Raw genomic sequence first — 23,527 nt, forward strand, 5'->3', positions numbered from 1 at the left:
CGGTTATTCCTTACGGATGCCGGTCGCGAGCGTATATTCGTCGGTGCGGGCCTGGACCTTGACGCCCTTGCGCGAGGCCCAGGTATTCAGCTGGAAATGGGTCGGGATCAGACCGACATCCTGCATGCCGATGTCCATCGCCGCGGCCAAGGCGGCGTCACGCTTGGCGTCGTCGACCGTGCGCAGGGCCTCTTCGAGCTTGGCGTCGAAGGTCGGGTTGGAGTAGCGGCCGCGATTGGTCGCGCCCATGCCCTTGGCGGGGTCGAAGGTGGCGAGCAGCGCCTTCAGCGAGTCCGAGGATTCGCCGGTGCCGGCGCCCCAGCCGACCAGGATGAAGGAGAACTCCGGCACATTGCCCTGGCCGCCCTGCGAGGCGCGGGTGAAGAAGTTCGCTGACGGCAACGTCTCGACCTCGGTCTCGATGCCGAGGCGCGAGAACATCTGCGCGACAGCCTCGATGATCTTGGTGTCGTTGAGGTAGCGGTTGATCGGCCCGTGCAGCTTCATCTTGAAGCCGTTCGGGTAGCCGGCCTCGGCGAGCAGCTTCTTGGCGCCGTTGAGGTCGAAGGCGACCGGCTTCAGGTTCTTGGAGGTGCCGAAGAAGCCGTCGGGCAGGAGCTGGCCGGCGGGGATCGCCTCCTTCTCCATGATGCGCTCGACGATGCCCGGGCGGTTGATCGCCATCGACAGCGCCTGGCGGACCTTGAGGTTGCGCAGCGGGTTCTTGATCTCCGAGCCGTCCTTGCCCTTGATGAAGGGCGAGACCTCGCGGAAGTGATCCATGTGGAAATAGATCACCCGGTTCGAGACCGTGCTCGCGACGTTGAGCTTGGCATCGCCCTTGAGACGGGCGACGTCCGAGGTCGGCACGTTCTCGATCACGTCGAGATCGCCGGCGAGAAGCGCCGCGACGCGGGTCGGGGCCGAGGTGATCATCCGGAAGGTGACCTTCGACCAGGGCTCCTTGCCGCCCCAGTAGTTCTCGTTCGGGGTCAGCACGACGCGGTCGCCGGCGACGTATTCGGCCTGCTTATAGGCGCCGGTACCGCCGGTGGTGCACTTGCCGAGGTTGAAGTCCTCGGTGGTGGTGTCCTTGCACTTGGCCGGGATGATGCCGAAGGTCGAGAGGTCGGTCGGCACCAGCGGCGCCGGCGCCGCGGTCTTCACGCGCACGGTGAAGTCGTCGACCTTGGTGAACTCCTTGCCGCGGACATAGGCCGAGAAGCTCGACGGGCTCTTCGGCACGTTCGGGGCGCGCTGCATGGTGGCGATGACGTCGTCCGCCGTGAACGGCGTGCCGTCATGGAACTTGACGCCCTGGCGCAGCTTGAATTCCCAGGTCGTGTCGTCGATCGCCTTCCAGCTCTCGGCGAGCAGCGGCTTCAGCGCCTGCTTCTCGTCCTGGCCGACCAGCGGCTCGTAGATGTGCCGGGCCAGCATGTTGTTGGGCGAGACGTTGTGATAGTGCGGATCCATCGCGCTGAGCTCGGCCGACAGGCCGATCTTGAGCTCCTGGGCCGATGCCAGCCCGGCGATGGTCATGACAGGAGCCGCCAGAGCGGCGAGCTTGAGAGCTTTCAGCCCCTTGGCGCTGAGCGTTTTCATTCCGAACCTCCCGATGGCGTCGTGGCGCCATCTTTCACAACTGAGCCGCGCGTGGCGAGTCGCCGGATTGGCCGGTCTGCCCCTGTTCTCGCCCGGCCGGGTTTGTAGAACGATTTCGTATGTCTGTAAATTATATGGCTTGCTCTACAATATAACTTCATCACATAGGCTGATGCGGAGCGCGGATAGGGCGGGGGACTGCCATGGCGGACACGACAAGAGCCGAGCGCGCCCAGGGCCCGAGCGGCGGGCGCCGCCCCCCGAGCCTGCGCGAGCTCGAGGTGCTGCAGGCGATGATCGCGACCCGCAAGACGGTCGCGGCTGCCCAGAGGCTCGGGATTTCGCAGCCCGCCGTATCGCGGGCGCTCGCTGCGCTGGAAGCCCATGTCGGCCGTCCGCTCTTCGCGCGCGAAGGCGGCAGGCTTGTGCCTACTGCAGACGCCTTTGCGCTGGACGCGGAGGCGCAACCGATCTTCGCGGCGCTCGAAAGGCTGAACAGCTGGCCCGGGCAGACGGTTCAGGCCAGCGTGCTGCGCATCGCGACCCCGCCGACCCTGGCCCAGTTCGTGCTGCCGCCGGTCCTGGCGGAGTTCCGCCGGCAGGAGCCCGACGTCGTGGCGAATGTCGAGATCGACACCAGCTCGACCGTGATCACGCAGGTGGCCGATCGTGCGGTCGACCTAGGCTTGGTCGACATGTCGGCCTCGCATATCGGCATCCAGGGCGAGGCGATCCGGGAGGCCGTCGCGCATGTGCTCATGCCGGAGGAGCATCCGCTCGCCGATCGCGAGGTACTGACTCCGCAGGACCTGGCCGAAGAGCCGATCATCGCCCTGGCGCGGCGTTTTCCCGAGCGCATCAAGGTGGAGCAGGCCTTTGCCGATGCCGGCGTGGCGCTCCGCCTGGTCGGGGAGGGCACGGCAGCGGTTTTTGTCGCCGAGATGGTCCGGCAGCGCGTCGGTCTCGCTTTGCTGAATCCGTTTCCGCTGACGCTCGGCGGCTTGCGAGGGCTGGTGGCCCGCCGCTTCGCGCCAGCCATCGCCTATCGCACGATGCTGCTGTTTCCGTCCGCCGGCTCGGTCGCGCCGGCGGCACGCCGTTTTGCCGATCTGCTGATCGCGATGCAGCCGGAGGACGGCCTGACCATGCCGATCAGGTAGCGTTCAGAACGCCTTGAAGGTGATGATCGTGTGGGTGTCGGCGATCTCGGGGATCGACTGCACCTTCTGGGCGACGAAATGGCCGATATCGACATCGGCCGCGACATGGAACTTGGCCAGGATGTCGTAATTGCCGGCGGTCGAATAAATCTCCGAGGCGATCTCGCGGTCGGCGAGTTCGCTGGCGACCTCATAGGTCTTGCCGAGCCTGCATTTGATCTCGACGAAGAAGGTCTGCATCGCGCGCTCCGGAATCCTGTCGCCTCTGGATAGAGCCTGTTGCGGGCGGGTCAAGCGCCCGCGAGTTCGGCGATGCGGCGCGTCATCGCGCTTTCCGGATCGGGGATCGTCTCCAGTACGGTGAAATGGTTGGCGCCGTCGATCTCCTCATAGCGCGTGCGTACGCCCTCCAGGCCCCAGACATCGGTGAGGCGGCGGCTCTGCTTGTGATATTCGGCGCTCTCGGCCCCGCCGACGACCGCGTCCATGACCAGGCCTGAGGGAGCCGGCCAGAACAGCGGGCTTTCGCGCTCGGCGCCCTCCAATGTCAGTCCGAGCGCCTTGTTGAGGCTGGTCTCGGTCAGGGGCTTCAGATTGTAGAGACCGGAAATGCCATAGGCGGCGGGTACGACGTGTTCCGGCAGCTTGGCATCGACGTTGCTCCAGTCAGTCGCCAGCAGGCAGGCGGAGAGCTGGCCGCCGGCCGAGTGCCCGGCCGCGACCACCGGCAGGTTGTAGCGCCGCCAGATCGCCGCGGCGGCTTGCTGCAGTTCCCAGACGATGTGGCCGACTTCGACCTGCGGGCAGAGATCGTAGCCCGCGACCGCGACGGGGACGCCGCGCTGGTTCAGCCCGCGCGCCATATGCGAGAAGAAGCTCGGATCGAGCGCCTGCCAGTAGCCGCCGTGGATGAAGAGCACGATCGCCTGGCTCTTCACCGCCTCCGGCTTGAACAGGTCGTAGCTCTGGCGCGGGCCCTCGCCATAGCGGATGCCGAGCTCGCTGACGGCGGTCTCGCGATAGGCGGCCGCATCGCGAGCCCAGCCGGCGATGATGCCGGGATGCTCGGGAACGCGGGCGCGATTGTTGTATTCGGTCTCGTAGTCGACAGACATCGTGTCCTGATCTTGCTGCGCCGCGGCTGGAGCCGGCGGCTCGGTTCGGGGTCAGTCTGCGCCATGCGCACCCGGCCGGTCGAGGTCTTTTGACAGCGGCTGCAGCAAACGCGACAAGACGCAGCCTCGATCGCGCCGGAGTCTCTCATGGACAATCCCGTTCTCGCCGAAGTCACCCGTGGCAGCACGGTCGAATCGCGCCATCGCGGCGCGGCGATCGTCGTCGATGCGGACGGGGCCGTGGTACTCTCGCTGGGGGATGTCGAACGCCCGGTCTTCCCGCGCTCGGCGGTGAAGGCGCTGCAGGCCCTGCCGCTGCTGGAGAGCGGCGCCGCCGATCGCTATGGCCTGGTCCCGACTGAGATCGCGCTCGCGGTCTCCTCGCATTCCGGCGAGGAGCTTCATGCGGAGACGTCACTCGGCATGCTCAGGAAGGCTGGCCGCGATGCGGGCTGCCTTGAATGCGGTGCGCATTGGCCGATGGGCGAGGCGGCGGCGCGGGCGCTCGCCAAGGCCGGTCGCGAGCCGAGCGCGCTCAACAACAACTGCTCGGGCAAGCATGCCGGCTTCGTCTGCCTGTCCTGCGGCATCGACGAGGATCCGGCCGGCTATGTGAAGGCGGACCACAAGGTCCAGCAGGCGGTACGTGCCGCTCTGGAGGAGGTGACCGGCGCTGCGCACAAGACCGAGCTCTCCGGCACCGATGGCTGCTCGATCCCGACCTACGCCGTGCCGCTGAAGGCGCTGGCGCTCGGCTTCGCCCGCTTCGGCACCGGCAATGGCCTCGGCCCCAAGCGCGCCGAGGCGGCGCGGCGCATCCGCGAGGCGGTCGCGGCCAACCCCTTCATGGTCGCGGGAACCGGCCGCTTCGACACCCGGTTCATGGAGGTTTTTGGCGCCCGCGCCTTCATCAAGACCGGCGCCGAAGGTGTCTATTGCGGCACGCTGCCGGAGCTCGGCTACGGCATCGCGCTGAAATGCGATGACGGCGCCGGCCGCGCCACCGAGATCGCCATGGCCGCGCTGGTCGAGCGCTTCCTGCCGCGGCAGGGTGGTGACGAAGAGGCGTTCGCGCCCTTCCGCGAGACCGTCATGAAGAACTGGAACGGCATCGAGGTCGGCCGTGTCCGTGCGGCGGAGGCGCTGCGGCCGCGCGCTTGAGCGCTGATTCTCCCTTTCCCGTTGTGGGGAAGGGGTGGGGATGGGGGTGGTACCGCTTGGTGAGAGGCAAACGATGAAGCGCTCGCCAGGCGGAACCACCCCCACCTCTCTCTCCTCCCCACAAGGGGGAGGAGAAGCGTGCTTGCTTGCACGTTTGTCACGTCCGAGGGCGGTTGCCTTGGGGATCAGCCCAGATGTCTCACGCGTCTGCACCCGGTGAGAACCCCGCTGCGCCGGGTCGCACCGGCGCATTCGGCCGCGACCTGCTCGCCGGGCTGACGCTCGCGGCGATCACCATCCCCGAGCAGATGGCGACGGCCCGGCTCGCAGGCTTCGAGCCGCAGATCGGCTTCTACGCCTTCGTCGCGGCGACGCTCGGCTTCGTCCTCTTCGGCGCAAGCCGCCTGCTGACGGCCGGCGCCGATTCGACGATCACGCCGATCTTCGTCAGCGGCCTTGCGGCGCTGGCGGCGGGCGGTGCGATCCCGGCGGGCTCGGCAACCCTGCTGGCGCTCCTGATCGGGGTCGCGCTCGTCGTCGCCGGCCTGCTCAGGCTCGGCTGGATCGCCGACCTCTTGTCGGTCCCGGTCCTGACCGGCTTCCTCGCCGGCATCGCCGTCCATATCGCCGTCTCCCAATTGCCCGGCCTGCTCGGGATTCCCAGCGGCGGCCATCACATCGCCGAGCAGCTCTCAGCGCTTTGGCACGGGCTCGGTGGCATCAACCTGATCTCGCTGGCGATCGGGACCGCGACGTTCGCGATCGTGACCCTGTGCGAGCGCTTCGCGCCGCGCGTGCCGGGGGCGCTGCTGGCGCTCGTGGGGGCGACGGTCGCCGTCGTGCTCTTCAAGCTGGAGGCGCGCGGCGTCGCCGTGCTCGGCGCTTTGCCGTCCGGCTGGCCGAGCTTTGCACCGCCTGAGCTCGACTGGGCCGATATCCGCAGCCTCGTTCCGCTCGCGCTCGTCATCGCGCTGGTGGTGATGATGCAGACGGCGACGGTGAGCCGCTCCTTCCGCGATCCAGACGGCGCCGAGCCGAGGATCGACCGCGATTACATCGGCCTCGGCGCCGCGAACCTCTTTGCCGGGCTGGCCAGCACCTTTCCCGTCAATGCCAGCCCGCCAAGGACGGCGGTGGTGGCCGAAAGTGGCGGGCGTTCGCAGCTCGCCGCGGCGACGGCGGCGCTGATCGTGCTCGCGCTCGCCGTTGCCGGCGGCTCGCTGCTGGCGCAGGTGCCGGTGGCGGCGCTGGCCGGCGTGCTGCTCTTCGTGGCGCAGCGCATCGTCCGGGTCGAGGTCATTCGGCGGATCGCCGGCCAGTCGCGCTCCGAATTCGCGCTCGTCCTGCTCACTGCCGTCGCCATCATCTGGCTGCCGGTCGAGACCGGCGTCGCCGTCGGGATCGGGCTGTCGCTGCTGCACGGCGTCTGGATGACGACGCGCAGCGAGCCGATCGAGCAATTGCGCATCCCCGGCACGACGATCTGGTGGCCGCCCGAGCCGGGCCGCCAGGGCGAGCAGGTCGAGGGCGTACTGGTGATCGCCTTCCCGGCGCCGCTGCTCTTCGCCAATGCCGAAATATTCCGGCGCGGCGTGCTCGCGCTGCTTGCGGAACGCAGGCCAACCTTGCTCGTCCTCGATGCCGGCGGCGTCCCCGCCATCGATTACACGGCGGCGCAAGGCCTGCTCGCCGTGGCGCAGGCCTGCCGGCAACGGGGCGGCACCTTCGCAATCGCCCGGGCCGAGTCGGTACGGGCGCTCCAGGCCTTGCAGGATTTCCGCGTCATCGCCGAGATCGGTGCCGAGCACATCTTCCACAGCGTCGAGGAGGCGGTGAGGGCGCTCGCACCCACCGCGAAGGAGGCATCATGAGCTATACGGTCGAACCGCGCCTGCATCCGGTCGCCATCTCGGAGCTCAGGCCGACGCAGATCACCGTCGGCATGCGCGAAGTCGAGATGAAGCGCATCCATTGGCGGGCGGAGCGCGAGGATAAGGGCGCCGACTTCCTCGGTCGCCATGCCGTCCCGGTCGTCATCGGCCCGAAGCAGCGCCTCTACCTGATCGACCATCATCACCTCGCACTCGCCTTGCATCTGGAAGGCGAGCCGCAGGTCCTGACCACCGAGGTCGCCGACCTGTCGCGGCTCGGCAAGGACGAGTTCTGGAGCGTCCTTGACAACCGCTGCTGGATGCACCCCTTCGATGCCGAGGGCCGGCGGCGCGGCAAGGAGGAGATCCCGCGCAGGGTCTCCGGCCTCGTCGACGATCCCTATCGCTCGCTGGCCGGGGCGCTGCGGCTCGCCGGCGGCTATGCCAAGGCCGAGGCGCCGTTCAGCGAGTTCCTCTGGGCCGATTTCCTGCGCCGGCGCGTCAAGCCCGATCTCGTCGAGCGCTTCTTCCCCAAGGCGCTGCGCAAGGCGGTCGATCTGGCCCGGACACGCGAGGCCGAGCATCTGCCTGGCTGGTGCGGGCCCTCGGATTGAGCGTCAGCCGACGGAGTTGCCTTCGATCCGGATGCCGGCGGCGCGCTTGTCCTCGGCCCTCGTCAGGTCGCCGGTCACCGGCTTGCCGAATTCGGTGCCGACCACCGCGCCGAATTTGGCCTCGTTGATCACATTGTTGGCGATCAGCGCATTGCGCTCCTTCGGGACGAGCGAGACCGAGATGCCGATGCCGCTGCGCCGGACGACATTGCCGGTCGCGACGAGGTTGCGCATCGCCCAGGACCAGCCGAGCGAGATGCCGATCTCGCTGGCGTTCTCGATGACGTTGCCCGTCACCGCTGCTTCCGCCTCGACATGCACGCCGATACCGCCGACGAGCTCCTTGCCCTTCGGCGCCAGCCCCTTCTGCGCATTGCGGATGATGTTGTTGGCGAAGACCGAGAGCCGGCCGCCATGGTCGAGATTGGTGATGTTGGCGCCCTGGGCGCAATCCTCGACCAGATTGTTGGCGATCACAGCGCCTTCGAAAGCGAATTCCGAATAGAGCGCCGTCTCGCCGCAGCGCCGGCCCTGATTGCCGAGGATCTGCACGGCCGAGCCGGAATTGTTGCGGATGAAGGTCAGGGCGCAGTCACGCAAGGTGTTGCCTTCGATCACGACGCCGCCAGCCCGGTAGAGGCTGATGCCGTTGCCGTTCGGCCCGTCGCCGCCGGCATCGTTGCGGATGCGGTTGATGCGGTTGCCGCGGACGAGGCTTTGATCGTCGCCGGCCTGGCTGCGCCAGAGCTGGATGCCGTTGTTGCCGCAATCCTCGACCGTGTTGGCCTCGATCGAGAGCCCGCGCGAATCGAGCGAGAACAGCGCCGATTCCCGCATCGAGCGGAAGCGGTTGCGCTCGATGCGTCCCGCAGTGCGGTTGAGAGTCAAGCCGACTGAACCGGCATTGGCGAACTCGCAATCGGACAGCGCGAAGTCGAGCACCTCCTCGATATTGAGCAGGCCGCCGCGCTGGCCCAGCTTGATGTCGAGCCCGTCGAACACGATCCCGGAGATGGCGGCGCGCTTGATCCGTCGCGCCACCAGCAGCGGCCCGGCTTGCGCCGCGATGAACTGCGTTGCGCCCGGCACGCCGATCAGGCGGGCGTTCTCGGGCAGGACGACATTCCCGATGCGGTAGCGGCCGGGCGCGACGATCAGCGGCGCATCGCGCTTCACTGCCTCGACCAGCGCAGCCTGGAGATGGCGCGACTGGTCCTCGGACGAGCCGGGACGCAGGCCGAACTGTGTCGCCTCGAGCCCGAGCATGCCGAGCGGAGCCGGCGTGCTGGGGCGCGGCGCCTGTGCCAGAGCGGGACCGGCTGAGACCGCGACCGTGCCGAAAAGGGCCGTCCGCAGCCAATCGCGGCGCGAAAGCGTCATCGAAGCCTCCATCATGGCCGCAACGGTTCAAGAGATGTGCCGGAGGCAGGGCGCCGGCGCTGAGACTACAGCCCGAGCGCCCTGGCGATCTCGTCGGCGGCGGCGGTCGGGGCCATCTCGCCCGCGGCGACGGCCGCTTCCAGCTTCGGCGTGCGCGCCTTCAGCGCCGGATCATGCCGCAGCTTGGCCTGCAGCCGATCCTGCACCATCGCCCAGATCCATTTGACATCCTGCCGCCGGCGCTTCTCGGCGATCAGGCCCTTGGCCTCGAAGCGGGCGCGATGCTCCTTGATCTTGGCCCAGAGCGCGTCGAGGCCGGCGCCGGTCAGGCCGGAGATCGTAACCACCGGCGTCGACCACAGCGGCGAGGTCGGCGCCAGGATGTGCAGCGCCGCCTTGTACTGCGCGGCGGCGGCGCGTGCGGCGGTTGCGCCGTCGCCGTCGGCCTTGTTGACCGCGAGCATGTCCGCGAGCTCGATGATGCCCTTCTTGATGCCCTGCAATTCGTCGCCGGCATTAGGCAGCATCAGCACGAGGAAGAAATCGGTGAGATCGGCGACGGCCGTCTCCGACTGGCCGACGCCGACCGTCTCGACCAGGATCACGTCGAAGCCGGCGGCTTCGCAAAGCAGCATGGTCTCGCGCGTCTTGGCCGCGACGCCGCCGAGCGTGCCGGAGGAGGGCGAAGGCCGGATATAGGCGCGCGGGTCGACGGCAAGCTGCGCCATGCGGGTCTTGTCGCCGAGGATCGAGCCGCCGCTGCGCGTCGAGGACGGATCGACTGCGAGCACCGCGACCTTGTGGCCCTGGCTGGTCAGATAGCTGCCGAGCGCGTCGATCGTCGTCGACTTGCCGACGCCGGGCACGCCGGTGATGCCGACCCGGATCGCCTTGCCGGTGTGCGGAAGCAGGCGGGAGAGCAGGGCCTGCGCCTGTTCGCGATGGTCGGCGCGCCGGCTTTCCGCGAGCGTGATCGCCCGCGCCAGCGCCGCGCGCTCGCCCCTGAGAATCGCATCGCCGAGCGCTGTGAGGTCGACCATGCCTGCTGGTAGCAAGAGAGTGATCGCAGCGGAAGCGAGGCTTTTGGCGGCAGGGACATCATCCCCGCTCTTGCCAAGCGGCGAGGAGGATGAGACGAGTCGCGCGGGGTGAGGAGAGCCTGTCGCGTGTCCGGCTTGCGGTTTGTCGTTCTCGTCTCGCTGTTGTCGTTCGTGCTCGCTGCCTGCGGCGGCCCGCCGCGCCAGCTGGTCGTGTCGGCGGCGAGGCCCGAGGACACCGTCGGTACGGTCCGCATCTTCGTCGCGACGTCACGCGCCATGACGAAGCAGCCCGAATACTTCAGCGGCGAGCGCAGCCCCGCGGTCGCTTTCGCCCGGCTCGACATCAGCATACCGCGCGCTCATCAGGTCGGTCAGGTCGAGTTGCCGGGCAGCGTCACCAGCGCCGGCGATCCGGCCAGCCATTTCACCGTGAGCGCCGTCGAGCGGCTCACCGAGCCGGAAATGCTGAAACAAGTGAAGGCGGCAGTCGCCCAGCGCTCACAGGCTGAGCGCGAGGTGCTGGTCTTCGTCCACGGCTTCAACACCAATTTCGCCGACGCCGCCTTCCGCTTCGCTCAGATCGTCACCGATTCCGGCTTCAAGGGCGTGCCGGTGCTGTTCACTTGGCCGTCGCGCGCGCAGATCTTCGCCTACCCTTACGATCGCGACAGCGCCGACTTCTCGCGGGACGCGCTCGAAACCGGCCTGCGTGTGATCGCCCGCGATCTCGGCGCCAACCGCTTCGACATCCTCGCGCATTCGATGGGGACATTGCTGACGGTCGAGACCTTGCGCCAGGCGGCGATCCGCGGCGACGGCAGCTTCGGCGGCAAGCTGCGCAACGTCATGCTGGCGGCGCCGGACATCGATCTCGACGTGTTCAAGACCCAGCTCGCCGCGATCAAGCGGCCGGTGACCGTCTTCGTCTCCTCGGATGATCGCGCACTCGACTTCTCGCGCCAATTCGCCGGGGACAAGGCCAGGCTCGGGGCGATCTCGGAGAAGGACACCGAGGTCGTCGCCGACCTGCGCAAGGCCGGCGCGACGATCATCGATCTCTCGAAAGACCGTAGCAGCGACGAATACAATCACGGCAAGTTCGCGACCACGCCGCGGATCGTCGAGATGATCGGCAAGCGGCTCAGCGACGACGGCATCGATGGTGCCACGGCGGGTGGCATGCTCGGGCTCGACTCCAAGGCTTCTCCGTCCTTCGCCGCGCGCGATAAGTAACCGCCCCATTCTGGCCGCGTTGGTCTGGCCTTAAGGATTTGCGGCCAGAAGGTCCGCACGCCCCCAATCCTGGATCTCGCCAGTGACCTCGCCTTCGCGATACGCCGTTTCACGCCGCTCCTTCGTCAGCCTACTCGGGCTCGGGCTGGCCGGCTGCGCGCAGAGCGAAGCCTCGGTCTCGCCCTTCATCGGGCCGGCGGATTCGTCGAGCTTCGGCAAGGAGCCGCAGCTGCTGGTTGCGACCACGCGCAAGCCGATGGGCGATCGCCCACCTTATTTCGGCTCGGAGCGCGGCACCGGGCTGACCTTCGCCGAGGTCAGGCTGTCGGCGCCGGGCCGCGGCGTCGCTGCGCAGGTGAGTTCCGTCGTCAGTGGCGACTGGGCCGTGCTCGGCGTGACCCGGCGCAGTGCGAGCGATGCCGCCCGTGCCTTCTCGGACGCTGCGACCGGCCGCGACGTGCTGCTCTACGTGCACGGCTTCAACGAGACCTTCGAGTCGGCCGCGCGCAGCGCCGGCCAGCTCTCGCATGCGCTCGCCTTCGAGGGGCGCACCGCGCTGTTCACCTGGCCGTCCGGCGGCGGCCTGCTCGCCTATGCCTATGACCGCGAGAGCGCGCTCTGGTCGCGTGACGGCTTCGTCCAGACGCTGAAGGCGCTGGTCGCCAACCCGACGATCGGGCGGATCAACATCGTCGCGCATTCGATGGGCAGCTTCCTGACCTTGGAAGGCCTGCGCGAGTTGCGCGATTTCGAGGGGCTGTCCGACCGAATCGGCGCCGTGGTGCTGGCCTCGCCCGATGTCGACATCGACGCCTTCGAGCAGACCGTGCCGCGGCTCGGACCGATCGCTGGGCGGATGACCGTGATCATCGATCCCGGCGACAAGGCGCTGGCGGTCTCCTCCCGCATCGCCGGCGGCGTCGCCCGCGCCGGTGCCGCCGATCGCGAGCGGCTGGAGCAGCTCGGCGTGCGCGTCGCCGATACCGCCGGCCGCGGCTGGAGCCTGCTGCGCCACGACCTCTTCCTGTCGAACAGCGAGGTCACGCAGGTCGTGCGTCGCGCCATCGATCGGTCGCGCTCCTGAAAACGGAGGCCGGAGCCTCCGTTTTCCGTTCTTGCCAGGTCAGCCGGCCGGCTTGAGTGCGATGACCGAGCGCGCCGCCTTCTCGATCGCCTCGCGCGAATAGAGCAGCGGCGCATAGTCGCCGGCGGCCCAGAGCGGCGCGAGATCGCGATAATGCGGGCTGTAGGCGTCGCCCGACTGGCCGGGCGTGTTGATGAAGCGGCTGTCGTCCCAGTTGCCGACGTCCAGCACCATGCGGAACGAGGCGCCGGCAGTCACCTTGAAGTCGGAGATGCGATAGGAGGCTGCGCGCGGGCTGAAGGCCGAGCCGCCCATGGCGAGCCGGCCGCCATTGAGCTGCGCCCGGTCCGGTCCGCCGGCGAGCGGCGAGAGCGCATGGTCGAACTGGGCGTGATGGATCTTGCCCCAGTTCCATGTCGCCGTGTCCGGGCCGAGTGTCTGCCGCAACTCCTCCATCGCCGCTTTCAGCGTCTCGAGCAGCAGGGCATTGCGTGCGGCCTTCGGATCAGCGCCGAGCGCGCTGTCGGGCGCTTCGAGATAGGCGACGACCGCCGCGACATCGAGCGGGCCGATCACGCTGCGCGCCTTTTCCGGCACGGCCTTGGCCGTCAGGGCGCGGCCGAGATGCTTGCTCATCCAGACTTCGGACAAGGCTGCAGCGGCGCTGTCGACTGCGATCTCCTGGTTCCAGCTCTTGATCAGCTTCAGGCCCTCGGCCGTGACCGGATCGTCCGAGGACAGCGGCGCCAGCAAGGCGGCGAGCTTGCGGGCATTCTCCGAATTGTCGTCGTTCTGCAGGGCCATCGCATCGGCGAGCGTCACCTTGGTCTTGGTGCCGAGCACGGCCTTGATCCGGTTGATCCGCGAGGGGTCGGACCATTCATAGCCGATCCGCTTGGCGAGCAGCGGATGATCCTTGGGAATGTTCATCTCGTTGGCTGTGGCGAAGAAGCCTTCGGTCGGGTTGTAGACCTCGGGCAATTCGCCGGCCTTGAGGAAACCGGTCCATTCATAGCGGCCATCGCCGGGCACCGGCATCAGCCCGTCATGGTTCGGTCGCTGCGGTGCGCGTCCGCCGACGATCCAGCCGATATTGCCCTTGTTGTCGGCATAGACCTGGTTCTCGGACGGCGCGCCCCATTCGGCCATCGCCTTCTTGAAGCCGGCCCAGTCCTTCGCCGTCATGTATTCGGCCGAGTTGAAATAGGCCGAGGTTCCCGGCTCGAACCAGACCGTGCGGATCGCGAAGGCGCGCTTCTCCTCGGGCTCGGCCTTCATGATCGGGCCGTGGCGGGTGAATTTCAGGTCGATCTGGCGTGGCGCCTCGCCCTTGACCTCGATCGTCTCGCTGACGGTCTTCATCTCCTCCCAGCCGCTGCCATAGCGATACTGGTTCGGATTGGCCGGGTTGGTCTCGTAGACGTAGAGGTCCTCCTGATCGATCGCGAAGATCGTCAGGCCGAAGGCGATCTCGCCATTATGGCCGATCGAGATGCCGGGCAGGGCCGGCTCACCCGCGCCGATCACCGAGAGGCCGGGCGCGTTGAGGTGCACGACGTAGCGCAGCGACGGAACGCCATGGGCGCGGTGCGGATCGTTCGCCAGGATCGGACGGCCGGTCGCAGTGCGGCTTGCCGCGATCGTCCAGTTGTTCGAGCCGATGGTCGACACGCTGTCGCCCGCCGCAGCAAAGATGGCGTCGCGGTCGAGCGCCGCGCGCTTTTCGCCGGGGGCAGCGAAGGTGACGTCGCGGGTCGCGAGATTATAGTCGTCGAGGATGTCGGGCTTGATCGCGCAGGGATCGAGCCCGTCAGGTACCTTCGTTTTCACCGCCGGCTCCAGCACGCGCCGGAAGCGGTCGGCCTCGACGCCGGCGGCGCAGGCGACGCGGGCGCGCACCACCTCGGACATCACGTTGCGGGTCAGGCCATGGCTGCGGATGCGCACCACATCCTCGGCGCTCCAGCGATCCGGCAAGGTGCCGGAGACACGAAAGTCGAGCGGCAATGGCTGCTTGCCGGCGCGCACTTCGTCGACGCGGGCATTGATGCCGGCGACGAAGGCGTCGGTATAGGCCTTGGCGTCGGGGCCATAGGCGGCCCATTCCTTGTCCATCTCGCCGCGATAGAGGAAGAGCCGGGCGGCACGGTCCTGCGCGACATAGGACGGGCCGAAATCCTTGGCCAGCAGCCCGAGCCCGCGCTTGCGCCAGAGATCGATCTGCCAGAGCCGGTCGCGCGCCGCGTTGTAGCCCTGCAGAAACAGGGCATCGCGAGACGAGGCGGCGTAGATATGTGCCACGCCCCATTGATCGAGGATCAGTTCTGCCGGTCCCTGCAGGCCCGCGACCGTCTGCTCTGAACGCTTGACCGCGCTCGACAGTTCGGCCCGGGCGGGCAGGCATGCCGCGATCATGGCGGTGGCAATGGCAAACAGCGACGCTGCGCCGTTGGCGCGATCTGCTCTGCTCATGGTGTTCCTCCGTGCGGCTCGCCTTTTGCGGCGGGCCTTGCCGGGGGAGCTTAGGGGGAGAGCGGAGGCCGGCCACCGCATATGACCACATGGCGGCCCTGCCGAGCCGGCATGTGGCGCGGATCGTTTCTTGCCCGGTTGGGCGGTCAGTCCTCGCGATCCTGCCAGTCGCTGTGCTGCAAAGCCGTCACATGTTCGATCGTCAGCCGCCCGTCCGCCATGCAACTGCTGGCGACCTCGCCGGCAGGCCGATAGCCGAGCTTGCGCTGCATCGCCCAGGAGCTTTCATTGCCGTCGAAATAGCCGTTGACCAGCTTGGTCAGGCCCAGCTCGCGAAAGGCGAACCGGATCTTCGCCCCGAAGGCTTCGCGTCCATAGCCGCGGCCTTGATAACCGTTCGCGATCCAGATGCCGCCGCCACCAGTCCCGGCGGTCCGATCGACCTTGTTGAGACTGATCCCGCCGATCACGCGCTGCTCGGATCTGAGTTCGATCGCAAATTCGTAGGCAGTCGGAAGTGTGCTCGCACTCGCCATCTCCTGGCATCGCCTGACCCAATCCCTGGCGTGCGACGCCGAATAGGGATGGGGAACGAAGGCGAGCCATCTTGCGACCTCGAGATCGTTCAAGCCCAGCGCGAGCTGGTCGATGTCTGCCTCGCTCCAGGGGCGCAGAACGAGGCGCGAGGTTTCGATTCTGACGTCCACGGCGCTGCAGCCTTCTTTCCTCGAAACCACCTAGAGCGGCGGCAGGCCGACCCGCTTCTTGATCGTCGCCAGGGCGAAATTGGATTCGACCGACTGGACGCATTTCAGTCGCGTCATCTTCTGCTTCAGGAAGCGCTCATAGCCCTCAATGCCGTCGGTCAGCACGCGCAGCAGGTAATCCTGCGAGCCGGTCATCAGATAGCACTCGGCCACTTCGGGCCAGCTTTCGACTGCCTTCTCGAACTCGGCGATCTGCTCCGTGTTCTGCTGGGAGAGCCGGACCGAGACGAAGACGCTGAAGGGCAGGCCATAGGCCTTGGGGTCGACGATCGCCGAATAGCCCCTGATGACGCCCGTCTCCTCCAGCCGCTTGAGACGGCGCAGGCACGGCGTCGGCGACAGGCCGATCTTCTCCGACAGGTCCTGATTGGTGATGCGGCCATCCTCCTGCAGCAGGGTCAGCATGCGGCGGTCGATCGTATCGAGCATGATCTGCTCCGTCTGGCGCTCAGGTGAGCAGGAAGCTGCAAAATCTTGCTCTAGGGCACGGATGATCGTTCATGCAATGGCCTTAGGATCGTCCTAGGCTCGCGTCGCGGGGCCGCGCTGGCCGGCGAGGAGGTAAGTCATGAGCGACGACAACTACCACAAGGACCGGATCGCCAATCGCCGGCTCCATCCCGAGACCCTGATGATGGGCTATGGCTATTCGCCGGCCATGTCGGAAGGCGCGCTCAAGCCGCCGGTCTTCCTGACCTCGACCTTCGTTTTCGAGAACGCCCAGCAGGGCAAGGATTTCTTCGATCTGACCGCCGGCCGCCGCCAGCTCAAGCCGGGCGAGAAGTCGGGTCTGGTCTATTCGCGCTTCAACCACCCGAACATGGAGATCCTCGAGGATCGCCTGGCGATCTGGGACGAGGCCGAGGCCTGCGCCGTCTTCGCCAGCGGCATGGCGGCGATCGCGACGACCTGCTTTGCCTTCCTGCGTCCGGGCGACACCATCGTCCACAGCCGCCCGCTCTATGGCGGCACCGAGACGCTGCTGAAGAACCAGATGGGCGCCTTCGGCGTCACGCCCTTCGGCTTCACCGATGGTGTCGACGTCGCGCAGATGCGCAAGGTCGCGCAGGATGCCGCCGCCAAGGGCCGGGTCGCGATGATCCTGGTCGAGACCCCCGCCAACCCGACTAATGGCCTCGTCGACCTCGCCGCCTGCAAGGCGATCGCCGACGAGCTGGAAAAGAGCCAGGGCCATCGCCCGCCGGTCGTGGTCGACAACACCATGCTCGGGCCGATCTTCCAGAAGCCGCTGAAGCACGGCGCCGATCTCACCCTGCTGTCGCTGACCAAATATGTCGGCGGGCATAGCGATCTCGTCGGCGGCTCGATCAGCGGCTCCAAGGCGCTGGTGCGGCAGGTGAAGAGCTGGCGCGGCTCGCTCGGTACCCAGCTCGATCCGAACTCCTGCTGGATGCTGATGCGCTCGCTCGAGACACTCGACATCCGCATGCATCGCGCCAACGAGAACGGCCGCAAGGTCGCCGACTATCTGCGCAAGCACCCGAAGATCGCCAAGGTCCATTATCTCGGCGACCTCGCCGAGGGTGACCCGCGCAAGGCCGTGTTCGATCGGCAATGCGTCGAGCCCGGCTCGACCTTCGCCTTCGACGTCAAGGGCGGCGAGAAGGAGGCCTTCGCCGTCCTCGACAACCTCCAGATCATGAAGCTCGCGGTCAGCTTGGGGGGCACCGAGACGCTGGTCTCGCACCCCGCCGCGATGACCCATTCCGGCGTCGCCCGCGAACTGCGCGAGGAGATCGGCCTCACCGACGCGCTGATCCGCATCTCGGTCGGCATCGAGAACATCGAGGACCTGATCTCGGATCTCGCCCAGGCGCTCGACGCCGCGTGAGGGCAGGGCGGCGCCGCATTCTCGTCGCGGCGCTCGCCGCCACGTTCTTCGGCGGCCCGGCCTTGGCCGAGCCGCAGACCGAGAGCGTGGCCCAGACCATCTGCCGCCTGATCGAAGGCGCCGCGAAGACGCATGATCTGCCGGTCGCCTTCTTCACCCGCCTGATCTGGCGCGAGAGCAGCTTCCGGCCGAACGTCGTCAGCCCGGCCGGCGCGCAGGGCATCGCCCAGTTCATGCCGGGCACGGCGAATGAGCGCGGCCTTGCCGATCCGTTCGATCCGGAGGCGGCGATTCCGCATTCCGCCGCCTTCCTCGCGGCGCTGAAGAACCAGTTCGGCAATCTCGGCCTTGCCGCAGCCGCCTACAACGGCGGCCCGAACCGCGTCGCGCGCTGGGTCGAGCGCGGCGGCACGCTGCCTTACGAGACGCAGGCCTATGTCCGCTTCATCACCGGCCGCCCCGTCGAGGAATGGCGCCTCGGTGCGGGCGAGGCGCCGCCGCCGGCGACGCGCGAGAACACCGATTGTCTCGCCACGGTCGCCTCGATCCGCATCACCACGCCGGCCGTGCTGGTCGAGGGCGCCTATGGCCCGTTCGGCGTCCAGCTCGCCGGCAACACCTCGAAGGCGCGCGCCATCGCCTCCTATCAGCGCGTCGCGGCTCGTTTCGCTTCGCTGCTGGCGAGCAAGCCGACCATGATCCTGGGCTCGGCGGTGCCGGGGCGGGGCAGGGGGCGCTTCTACCGGGTCAGGCTGCCGGCGCAGAGCCTGCGCGAGGCGACATTGGCCTGCAATCGCCTGCGGCAGGCGGGTGGGGCGTGCCTGGTGCTGCGGAATTGAAGAGCGTCATTCTCGGGCGAAGCGCAGCGCAGACCCGAGAATCTCGTGACGAGAAGGCGCTATGGGAGCCTCCTCCGGCCTGAGATGCTCGGGTCAAGCCCGAGCATGACGTCAAATCCCAACCCGTCCCCAGCCCGGCAGCTTCAGCGCCGGCCGCTGCAGGTCGAAGCCCGCCACCAGCCCGAGCAGGTTGATCTCGACCCCTTCGACCCAGCCGAAGGTCACGCCGGCAAGCCCATAGAGCGAGGCCTGCAAGCCGGTGCGGCTCGGTGTGAAGCCGGCATAGAGGCCGCTCTCGCGCCAGTCCTTGCCGATCGCAGTCGGCGGCAGGGCGCGGCCGAGCTCCGGCACTTCGGAAAGGATGTGCTGGACGAAGCTGTTCGAGTTCGGCCCGGGCCAGGCAGCATAGGAGCCGTAATCGCTGTAGCCGTAGCTCTTCACGGCCTCGCGGATGCGCGGGATCAGCGCCTCGGCTGCCTGTCCCCTGATCTCGCCGACCAACTCCGGGACATTGCCGTACCAGCGCCCATCGGCGACGCGGACGTTCACGCGAACCGGATTGCCCCAGCCGACGACGTCGAAGCGGGTATAGGCCGAGGCGCCCTTTTCCTTCACCACCACCCAGGAGTGATGGGCGAACACGCCGCGCCAGCGCCCGACGCGGGCGGCGAAGATGTGGACCGTCGCGTCGGGCTCGATGGCAGGAGCCGGCAGCAGCTCCGCACTCGACCAGTCGGCGCGGGCCCAGTCGGAGGCCAGCGGCTGCAACTGCCACCAGGCGGCGTGAGTGCCGAGCGGCAGGAGGAAAACGAGCGCGAAGAACAGGAAAAAACGTCGGATCATTCTTCTGCGGAAAATAGGAGGCGAGGCGGGGCCGCAACAAGGCGCGACGGAGCGTCGCCGATCACGAAATCGAGGTTGAGGCTTGGCCGCAAGCTGCTAGCTTGCCCGCGCGAAATCTAAAGGAGGGGCAGATTGCGCACGTTGACGTCGGTTATGCATAGCTTGGCCGCTGCGGCGGCTCTCGGGCTCGCTCTTACGGCCGGCCCGGCTGGGGCGCAGGAAAACAAGGAACTGCGCATCTTCAACTGGTCGGACTACGTCAATCCGGAGGTGCTCGACGCCTTCAAGAAAGAGACCGGCATCACCGTCGTCTACGACACCTTCGACCAGATGGAGACGGTCGAGACCAAACTGCTCGCCGGCAAGACCGGCTACGACCTCGTCGTCGTCACCGCCTCCTTCCTGCCTCGGCACATCCCGATCGGGCTCTACACGCCGATCGACACCGCCAAGGTGCCGAACCTCAAGCACGCCTGGCCGGAGATCAAGCAGCGGCTGGCCAAATACGATCCCGGCAACAAATACGCCGTGAACTATATGTGGGGCACCACCGGGATCGGCTACAACACCGCCAAGATCAAGGAGCGGCTCGGCAACGATGCCGTGATCGACAGCTGGAGCATCGTCTTCGATCCGGAGAAGCTGAAGAAGCTCTCCAATTGCGGCGTGCACGTGCTTGACGCGGTCGAGGAGATGTTCCCGGCGGCGCTGCGCTATCTCGGGCTCGATCCCGATTCGAAGAAGGAAGCCGATCTCGACAAGGCCGGCGAATTGCTGCGCAAGATCCGCCCGCACATCCAGAAATTCCATTCGTCGGAATACATCAACGCGCTCGCCAACGGCGATATCTGCCTGGCGGTCGGCTATTCCGGCGACGTGCTCCAGGCGAAGAAGCGCGCCGTCGAGGCCAAGAACAAGGTCGAGATCAGCTATGTGATCCCGAAGGAAGGCGCGCTGATGTGGTTCGATTCCTTCGTGATCCCGAAGGATGCCGGCAACCAGGATGCGGCGCTGAAGTTCATCGACTTCGTCAATCGGCCGGAGATGGCGGCGAAGAACTCGGACTTCATCCAGTACGCCAACGGCAATCTCGCGGCGAAGCCTTTGCTCTCGGCCGAGGTCCGCGACAATCCCGGCATCTATCCGACCGATGCGGTGATGAGCCGGCTCTACACGATCACGCCCTACGACCAGAAGACGCAGCGGGTGGTCAACCGGCTGTGGACCCGCGTCAAGAGCGGCAGGTGAGCAAGGCGGAGGCGGGTGGAAGGCGCGCCTCGCCGGGCAGCGTCCGGCGCGACTTCCAGCCCTGGAACGACCCTGCGGCCAAGCCGCTGGTCGAGTTCCGCAATGTCACCAAGCGTTTCGGCGCGGTGACCGCGGTCGACCGGCTGTCGCTTGCGATCCATCAGCGCGAGTTCTTCGCGCTGCTCGGGCCATCCGGCTGCGGCAAGACCACGCTGATGCGCATGCTCGCCGGCTTCGAACAGCCCGACGAGGGCGAGATCCTGCTCGACGGCGTCGACATCACCGCCGTTCCGCCGCACAAGCGGCCGGTCAACATGATGTTCCAGTCCTATGCGCTGTTCCCGCATCTCAGCGTCGGCGACAACATCGCCTATGGGCTGAAGCGCGAGGGCCTGCCCAAGGCCGAGATCGCCGCGCGCGTCGAGGCCATGCTCGGGCGCGTCCGTCTGAAGGGCATGGAGAAGCGCCGGCCGGACCAGCTCTCCGGCGGCCAGCGCCAGCGCGTCGCGCTCGCTCGTGCCCTGGTCAAGCAGCCCAAGCTGCTGCTGCTCGACGAGCCGCTCGGCGCGCTCGACAAGAAGCTGCGCGAAGAGACGCAATACGAGCTGATGGACCTGCAGGCCGATCTCGGCCTGACCTTCATGGTCGTCACCCACGATCAGGACGAGGCCATGACCATGGCCGACCGCATGGCGGTGATGGATCACGGCCGGCTGCTTCAGATCGCGCCGCCCGACCTGATCTACGAGGCGCCGTCGAGCCGCTTCGTCGCCGAGTTCGTCGGTGACATCAACCTGATCGAGGGCAGGGTGACTGCCGTCGCGGGTGACCTCGTCACGCTGGAGAGCGGGCCGGTCGGCACGGTCGAGCTTGACGAGGATGCGCCGAGCTGCCGGCCGGGCGATGTGCTCACGATCGGCCTGCGGCCCGAGAAGATCGTGCTCAGCCATGAGGAGCCGGCGCAGGGCGTCAACAAGGTCGCCGGCGAGATTTGGGATATCGGCTATCTCGGCGACATGACCATGGTCCAGGTCATGGTCGGCGGCGACGAGGGCAAGCTCTTCAAGGTCTCGCTGACAAACCGAACACGGCGGATCGAGCGGCCCTTCGCCTGGGAAGACAAGGTCTGGCTCTCCTGGGACGTCGAGGCCGGCATGGTGTTGGCGTCGTGAGCACGCCGGTTCCCCGAGCCAGTGGAACGGGGCGCGGCCTGCTGGTCGCGGCCATTCCCTATCTCTGGCTCATCGCCTTCTTCCTGGCGCCCTTCGTCATCGTGCTGCGGATCGCGCTCTCGAATGCCGCGACCGATCAGCCGCCCTATGCACCGCATTTCCCCGGCATCAGCCAGCTCGGCGAATTCCTTGGCCAGCTCGACTTCGAGAATTTCCGCCTGCTCGGCGACGATCCGCTCTACTGGCAGAGCTATCTCTCCTCGCTACGCATTGCGGCGCTGACGACATTGATCGCGCTCGCGATCGGCTACCCGCTCGCCTATGCGATGGCGCTGGCGCCCAAGCGCTGGCAGGGCATCCTGCTCGTCCTCGTCATACTGCCGTTCTGGACCTCGTTCCTAATCCGCGTCTACGCCTGGATCGGTATCCTGCGGCCGGACGGGCTGCTCGACATGGCGCTGATGGGCATCGGGCTGACCAGCGAACCCCTGCGCCTGCTCAATACCGATACCGCCGTGCTGATCGGCATGGTCTATTCCTACCTGCCGTTCATGGTGCTGCCGCTGTTCGGGGCCCTGCAGAAGCTCGACGGCACCTTGCTGGAAGCGGCTTCCGATCTCGGCGCGACGCCGCTGACCACCTTCCTCACCGTGACCTTGCCGCTGTCCGTCCCCGGCGTCCTCGCCGGCTCGGCCCTGGTCTTCATCCCGGCGATCGGCGAATTCGTCATTCCCGATCTGCTGGGGGGCTCCGACACGCTGATGGTCGGCAAGGTGCTCTGGAACGAGTTCTTCTCCAATCGCGACTGGCCGCTCGCCTCGGCGGTGGCGATCGTGCTGCTCGTCGTCCTCGTCCTGCCGCTGATGCTGCTGCAGCGAGCGCGTGGAGCAGCATCAGGGGATGCGCGATGAGGCGCTTCGGAGCCTTGCATCTCGCCGCGCTCGTCGCCGGCTTCGCCTTCCTCTACCTGCCGATCGTTGCGCTGATCGCCTATTCCTTCAACGCCTCGCGGCTGGTGACGGTCTGGGGCGGCTTCTCGACGCATTGGTACGGCGCGCTGCTGCGCAACGAGCCCCTGCTCGACGCGGCCTGGCTGACGATCCGCGTCGCGCTGGTCTCGGCGACCCTCGCGACGGTGCTGGGGACGCTGGCGGCACTGGCGCTGGCGCGCTACCGGGTCTTTGTCGGACGCACGCTGTTCTCCGGCATGGTGATGGCGCCGCTGGTGATGCCGGAAGTGATCACCGGCCTGTCGCTGCTGCTGCTCTTCGTCGCCGGCGATGTCGAGCGCGGCTACTGGACCGTGGTGATCGCCCACGCGACCTTCAGCCTCGGCTTCGCCTGCATCGTCGTGCAGGCGCGCCTTGCCGGTTTCGACCGCTCGCTTGAGGAAGCCGCGCGCGATCTCGGCGCGACGCCAGTTGAAACCTTCCGAACGGTGACGCTGCCGCTGATCTGGCCGGCCGTCGCCGCCGCCTGGATGCTGGCCTTCACGCTCTCGCTCGACGATCTCGTCATCGCGAGTTTCACCACAGGACCCGGCGCGACGACGCTGCCGATGCGGCTCTATTCGGCGATCCGTCTCGGGGTGACGCCCGAGATCAACGCCGCCTGCACAATCATGATCGTGGCGGTGGCGGTCGCGGTGATCGGGGCCTCCCTGCTGATGAAGCGGAACGCGCTGGCGGGGCGCTGAGCTAAACGGACGCTGAACGCCCCGCTCAAAACCGGTTCAGCTCAATTACGCGATTGTGCGTGCCAGAGCGGGAAGCGTTTCCGCTCCGGCACAAGGAGACATCACGATGTTTCGCACTCTCGCTTCTGCCGGCCTCATCGCTGCCGCCGCGCTCGGGATCAGCGTGGCGTCGCCCAGCAAAGCCGAGGCCGGCGTCCTGATCCAGCAGGCTTACTACGACGGCCCCGGCTATGGCTGGCGCGCGCCGCCGGCCTATGGCTACTGGGGCGTGCCGCGCTGGCGCCGTCAATATGACGGCCCGCGCTTCTACGGCCCGCCGCCCCCGCCGCGCTATTATCACCGCTGGCGCGGCGGCTGGTGACCCCTAAGATCGAA

Annotated in this window: 22 protein-coding genes; 13 read left to right on the top strand and 9 right to left on the bottom strand. The window is 67.3% G+C overall.

Translation table 11 applies throughout. The features are described from left to right. Positions 1 to 3: 3 nt before the first annotated feature. Positions 4 to 1,605 (bottom strand): ABC transporter substrate-binding protein, encoded by a 1,602-nt coding sequence (locus tag AC3WLC_RS19125; RefSeq protein WP_493685504.1) that lies wholly within the window; start codon positions 1,603 to 1,605, stop codon positions 4 to 6. 203 nt (positions 1,606 to 1,808) lie between these two features. On the opposite strand from AC3WLC_RS19125, the gene AC3WLC_RS19130 reads away from it, so the two are divergent. Continuing rightward, entirely contained in the window at positions 1,809 to 2,765 is a 957-nt protein-coding gene (locus tag AC3WLC_RS19130) for a LysR substrate-binding domain-containing protein (RefSeq protein WP_493685505.1), read from the top strand. Positions 2,766 to 2,768: 3 nt separating this feature from the next. Here AC3WLC_RS19130 and AC3WLC_RS19135 read toward each other — a convergent pair whose 3' ends face one another. After that, positions 2,769 to 3,005: an Lrp/AsnC ligand binding domain-containing protein gene (locus AC3WLC_RS19135; protein ID WP_061964496.1), complete on the bottom strand. Its 237-nt coding sequence runs from the start codon at positions 3,003 to 3,005 to the stop codon at positions 2,769 to 2,771. A gap of 50 nt (positions 3,006 to 3,055) precedes the next feature. Further along, positions 3,056 to 3,880 carry an alpha/beta hydrolase gene (locus tag AC3WLC_RS19140; RefSeq protein WP_493685506.1) on the bottom strand — a complete coding sequence of 275 codons (825 nt, stop codon included), beginning with the start codon at positions 3,878 to 3,880 and terminating at the stop codon, positions 3,056 to 3,058. 147 nt (positions 3,881 to 4,027) lie between these two features. Here AC3WLC_RS19140 and AC3WLC_RS19145 point away from each other — a divergent pair, with 147 nt between their 5' ends. The 3 genes from AC3WLC_RS19145 to AC3WLC_RS19155 all read left to right on the top strand — a co-directional run bounded on the left by AC3WLC_RS19145 (position 4,028) and on the right by AC3WLC_RS19155 (position 7,526). After that, positions 4,028 to 5,041: an asparaginase gene (locus tag AC3WLC_RS19145; protein ID WP_493685507.1), complete on the top strand. Its 1,014-nt coding sequence runs from the start codon at positions 4,028 to 4,030 to the stop codon at positions 5,039 to 5,041. Positions 5,042 to 5,235: 194 nt separating this feature from the next. Further along, positions 5,236 to 6,912 (top strand): SulP family inorganic anion transporter, encoded by a 1,677-nt coding sequence (locus tag AC3WLC_RS19150; protein ID WP_493685508.1) that lies wholly within the window; start codon positions 5,236 to 5,238, stop codon positions 6,910 to 6,912. Then, positions 6,909 to 7,526 (top strand): ParB-like protein, encoded by a 618-nt coding sequence (locus AC3WLC_RS19155; RefSeq protein WP_493685509.1) that lies wholly within the window; start codon positions 6,909 to 6,911, stop codon positions 7,524 to 7,526. Before AC3WLC_RS19150 ends, AC3WLC_RS19155 begins: the two co-directional genes overlap by 4 nt. A gap of 3 nt (positions 7,527 to 7,529) precedes the next feature. On the opposite strand, the gene AC3WLC_RS19160 is transcribed toward AC3WLC_RS19155, so the two are convergent. Together AC3WLC_RS19160 and meaB are read right to left on the bottom strand one after the other, a co-directional pair. After that, the gene (locus tag AC3WLC_RS19160) at positions 7,530 to 8,906 is read right to left on the bottom strand and encodes a TIGR03808 family TAT-translocated repetitive protein (RefSeq protein ID WP_493685510.1); all 1,377 of its coding nucleotides are present in this window, start codon (positions 8,904 to 8,906) and stop codon (positions 7,530 to 7,532) included. Positions 8,907 to 8,971: 65 nt separating this feature from the next. Continuing rightward, positions 8,972 to 9,946, bottom strand: a complete 975-nt coding sequence (gene meaB / locus AC3WLC_RS19165; protein ID WP_493685511.1) for a methylmalonyl Co-A mutase-associated GTPase MeaB — start codon at positions 9,944 to 9,946, stop codon at positions 8,972 to 8,974. Between the two features lie 126 nt (positions 9,947 to 10,072). On the opposite strand from meaB, the gene AC3WLC_RS19170 reads away from it, so the two are divergent. Next, positions 10,073 to 11,179, top strand: a complete 1,107-nt coding sequence (locus tag AC3WLC_RS19170; protein ID WP_493685512.1) for an alpha/beta hydrolase — start codon at positions 10,073 to 10,075, stop codon at positions 11,177 to 11,179. An 82-nt stretch (positions 11,180 to 11,261) separates the two neighbouring features. After that, a complete protein-coding gene (locus AC3WLC_RS19175; protein ID WP_493685513.1) occupies positions 11,262 to 12,263 on the top strand; it encodes an alpha/beta hydrolase in 1,002 nt (333 codons plus the stop codon). Positions 12,264 to 12,302: 39 nt separating this feature from the next. Here AC3WLC_RS19175 and AC3WLC_RS19180 read toward each other — a convergent pair whose 3' ends face one another. The 3 genes from AC3WLC_RS19180 to AC3WLC_RS19190 all read right to left on the bottom strand — a co-directional run bounded on the left by AC3WLC_RS19180 (position 12,303) and on the right by AC3WLC_RS19190 (position 15,931). Further along, positions 12,303 to 14,735: a penicillin acylase family protein gene (locus tag AC3WLC_RS19180; RefSeq protein ID WP_493685514.1), complete on the bottom strand. Its 2,433-nt coding sequence runs from the start codon at positions 14,733 to 14,735 to the stop codon at positions 12,303 to 12,305. Between the two features lie 146 nt (positions 14,736 to 14,881). After that, positions 14,882 to 15,472: a GNAT family N-acetyltransferase gene (locus tag AC3WLC_RS19185; protein ID WP_493685515.1), complete on the bottom strand. Its 591-nt coding sequence runs from the start codon at positions 15,470 to 15,472 to the stop codon at positions 14,882 to 14,884. Then, positions 15,473 to 15,931 carry an Lrp/AsnC family transcriptional regulator gene (locus AC3WLC_RS19190; RefSeq protein WP_152017261.1) on the bottom strand — a complete coding sequence of 153 codons (459 nt, stop codon included), beginning with the start codon at positions 15,929 to 15,931 and terminating at the stop codon, positions 15,473 to 15,475. Between the two features lie 139 nt (positions 15,932 to 16,070). Between AC3WLC_RS19190 and AC3WLC_RS19195 the strand changes: the two genes are divergently transcribed. After that, positions 16,071 to 17,354, top strand: coding sequence for a cystathionine gamma-synthase family protein (locus tag AC3WLC_RS19195; protein WP_476815486.1), 1,284 nt, complete (start codon positions 16,071 to 16,073; stop codon positions 17,352 to 17,354). Then, positions 17,351 to 18,193, top strand: a complete 843-nt coding sequence (locus AC3WLC_RS19200; protein WP_493685516.1) for a lytic transglycosylase domain-containing protein — start codon at positions 17,351 to 17,353, stop codon at positions 18,191 to 18,193. The genes AC3WLC_RS19195 and AC3WLC_RS19200 overlap by 4 nt, the downstream gene beginning before the upstream one ends. A gap of 111 nt (positions 18,194 to 18,304) precedes the next feature. Here AC3WLC_RS19200 and AC3WLC_RS19205 read toward each other — a convergent pair whose 3' ends face one another. After that, positions 18,305 to 19,036 (bottom strand): DUF3750 domain-containing protein, encoded by a 732-nt coding sequence (locus AC3WLC_RS19205; RefSeq protein ID WP_493685517.1) that lies wholly within the window; start codon positions 19,034 to 19,036, stop codon positions 18,305 to 18,307. A 153-nt stretch (positions 19,037 to 19,189) separates the two neighbouring features. On the opposite strand from AC3WLC_RS19205, the gene AC3WLC_RS19210 reads away from it, so the two are divergent. The 5 genes from AC3WLC_RS19210 (at position 19,190) to AC3WLC_RS19230 (ending at position 23,513) form a co-directional block, all read left to right on the top strand. After that, positions 19,190 to 20,284, top strand: a complete 1,095-nt coding sequence (locus AC3WLC_RS19210) for a polyamine ABC transporter substrate-binding protein (protein WP_493685518.1) — start codon at positions 19,190 to 19,192, stop codon at positions 20,282 to 20,284. After that, positions 20,281 to 21,456, top strand: coding sequence for an ABC transporter ATP-binding protein (locus AC3WLC_RS19215; protein WP_493685519.1), 1,176 nt, complete (start codon positions 20,281 to 20,283; stop codon positions 21,454 to 21,456). Before AC3WLC_RS19210 ends, AC3WLC_RS19215 begins: the two co-directional genes overlap by 4 nt. Next, positions 21,453 to 22,367: an ABC transporter permease gene (locus AC3WLC_RS19220; protein ID WP_493685520.1), complete on the top strand. Its 915-nt coding sequence runs from the start codon at positions 21,453 to 21,455 to the stop codon at positions 22,365 to 22,367. Before AC3WLC_RS19215 ends, AC3WLC_RS19220 begins: the two co-directional genes overlap by 4 nt. Next, positions 22,364 to 23,152, top strand: a complete 789-nt coding sequence (locus AC3WLC_RS19225; protein WP_493685521.1) for an ABC transporter permease — start codon at positions 22,364 to 22,366, stop codon at positions 23,150 to 23,152. The genes AC3WLC_RS19220 and AC3WLC_RS19225 overlap by 4 nt, the downstream gene beginning before the upstream one ends. A gap of 106 nt (positions 23,153 to 23,258) precedes the next feature. Next, entirely contained in the window at positions 23,259 to 23,513 is a 255-nt protein-coding gene (locus AC3WLC_RS19230) for a hypothetical protein (RefSeq protein WP_493685522.1), read from the top strand. Positions 23,514 to 23,527: the final 14 nt, after the last annotated feature.

It is taken from the genome of Allobosea sp. GW821-FHT03A12 (assembly GCF_058986765.1).

Coding starts and splice junctions, on each gene's coding strand:
- AC3WLC_RS19125 (WP_493685504.1), bottom strand. CDS start 1,605: ATGAAAACGCTCAGCGCCAAGGGGCTGAAAGCTCTCAAGCTCGCCGCT.
- AC3WLC_RS19130 (WP_493685505.1), top strand. CDS start 1,809: ATGGCGGACACGACAAGAGCCGAGCGCGCCCAGGGCCCGAGCGGCGGG.
- AC3WLC_RS19135 (WP_061964496.1), bottom strand. CDS start 3,005: ATGCAGACCTTCTTCGTCGAGATCAAATGCAGGCTCGGCAAGACCTAT.
- AC3WLC_RS19140 (WP_493685506.1), bottom strand. CDS start 3,880: ATGTCTGTCGACTACGAGACCGAATACAACAATCGCGCCCGCGTTCCC.
- AC3WLC_RS19145 (WP_493685507.1), top strand. CDS start 4,028: ATGGACAATCCCGTTCTCGCCGAAGTCACCCGTGGCAGCACGGTCGAA.
- AC3WLC_RS19150 (WP_493685508.1), top strand. CDS start 5,236: ATGTCTCACGCGTCTGCACCCGGTGAGAACCCCGCTGCGCCGGGTCGC.
- AC3WLC_RS19155 (WP_493685509.1), top strand. CDS start 6,909: ATGAGCTATACGGTCGAACCGCGCCTGCATCCGGTCGCCATCTCGGAG.
- AC3WLC_RS19160 (WP_493685510.1), bottom strand. CDS start 8,906: ATGACGCTTTCGCGCCGCGATTGGCTGCGGACGGCCCTTTTCGGCACG.
- meaB (WP_493685511.1), bottom strand. CDS start 9,946: ATGGTCGACCTCACAGCGCTCGGCGATGCGATTCTCAGGGGCGAGCGC.
- AC3WLC_RS19180 (WP_493685514.1), bottom strand. CDS start 14,735: ATGAGCAGAGCAGATCGCGCCAACGGCGCAGCGTCGCTGTTTGCCATT.
- AC3WLC_RS19190 (WP_152017261.1), bottom strand. CDS start 15,931: ATGCTCGATACGATCGACCGCCGCATGCTGACCCTGCTGCAGGAGGAT.
- AC3WLC_RS19195 (WP_476815486.1), top strand. CDS start 16,071: ATGAGCGACGACAACTACCACAAGGACCGGATCGCCAATCGCCGGCTC.
- AC3WLC_RS19205 (WP_493685517.1), bottom strand. CDS start 19,036: ATGATCCGACGTTTTTTCCTGTTCTTCGCGCTCGTTTTCCTCCTGCCG.
- AC3WLC_RS19210 (WP_493685518.1), top strand. CDS start 19,190: ATGCATAGCTTGGCCGCTGCGGCGGCTCTCGGGCTCGCTCTTACGGCC.
- AC3WLC_RS19225 (WP_493685521.1), top strand. CDS start 22,364: ATGAGGCGCTTCGGAGCCTTGCATCTCGCCGCGCTCGTCGCCGGCTTC.
- AC3WLC_RS19230 (WP_493685522.1), top strand. CDS start 23,259: ATGTTTCGCACTCTCGCTTCTGCCGGCCTCATCGCTGCCGCCGCGCTC.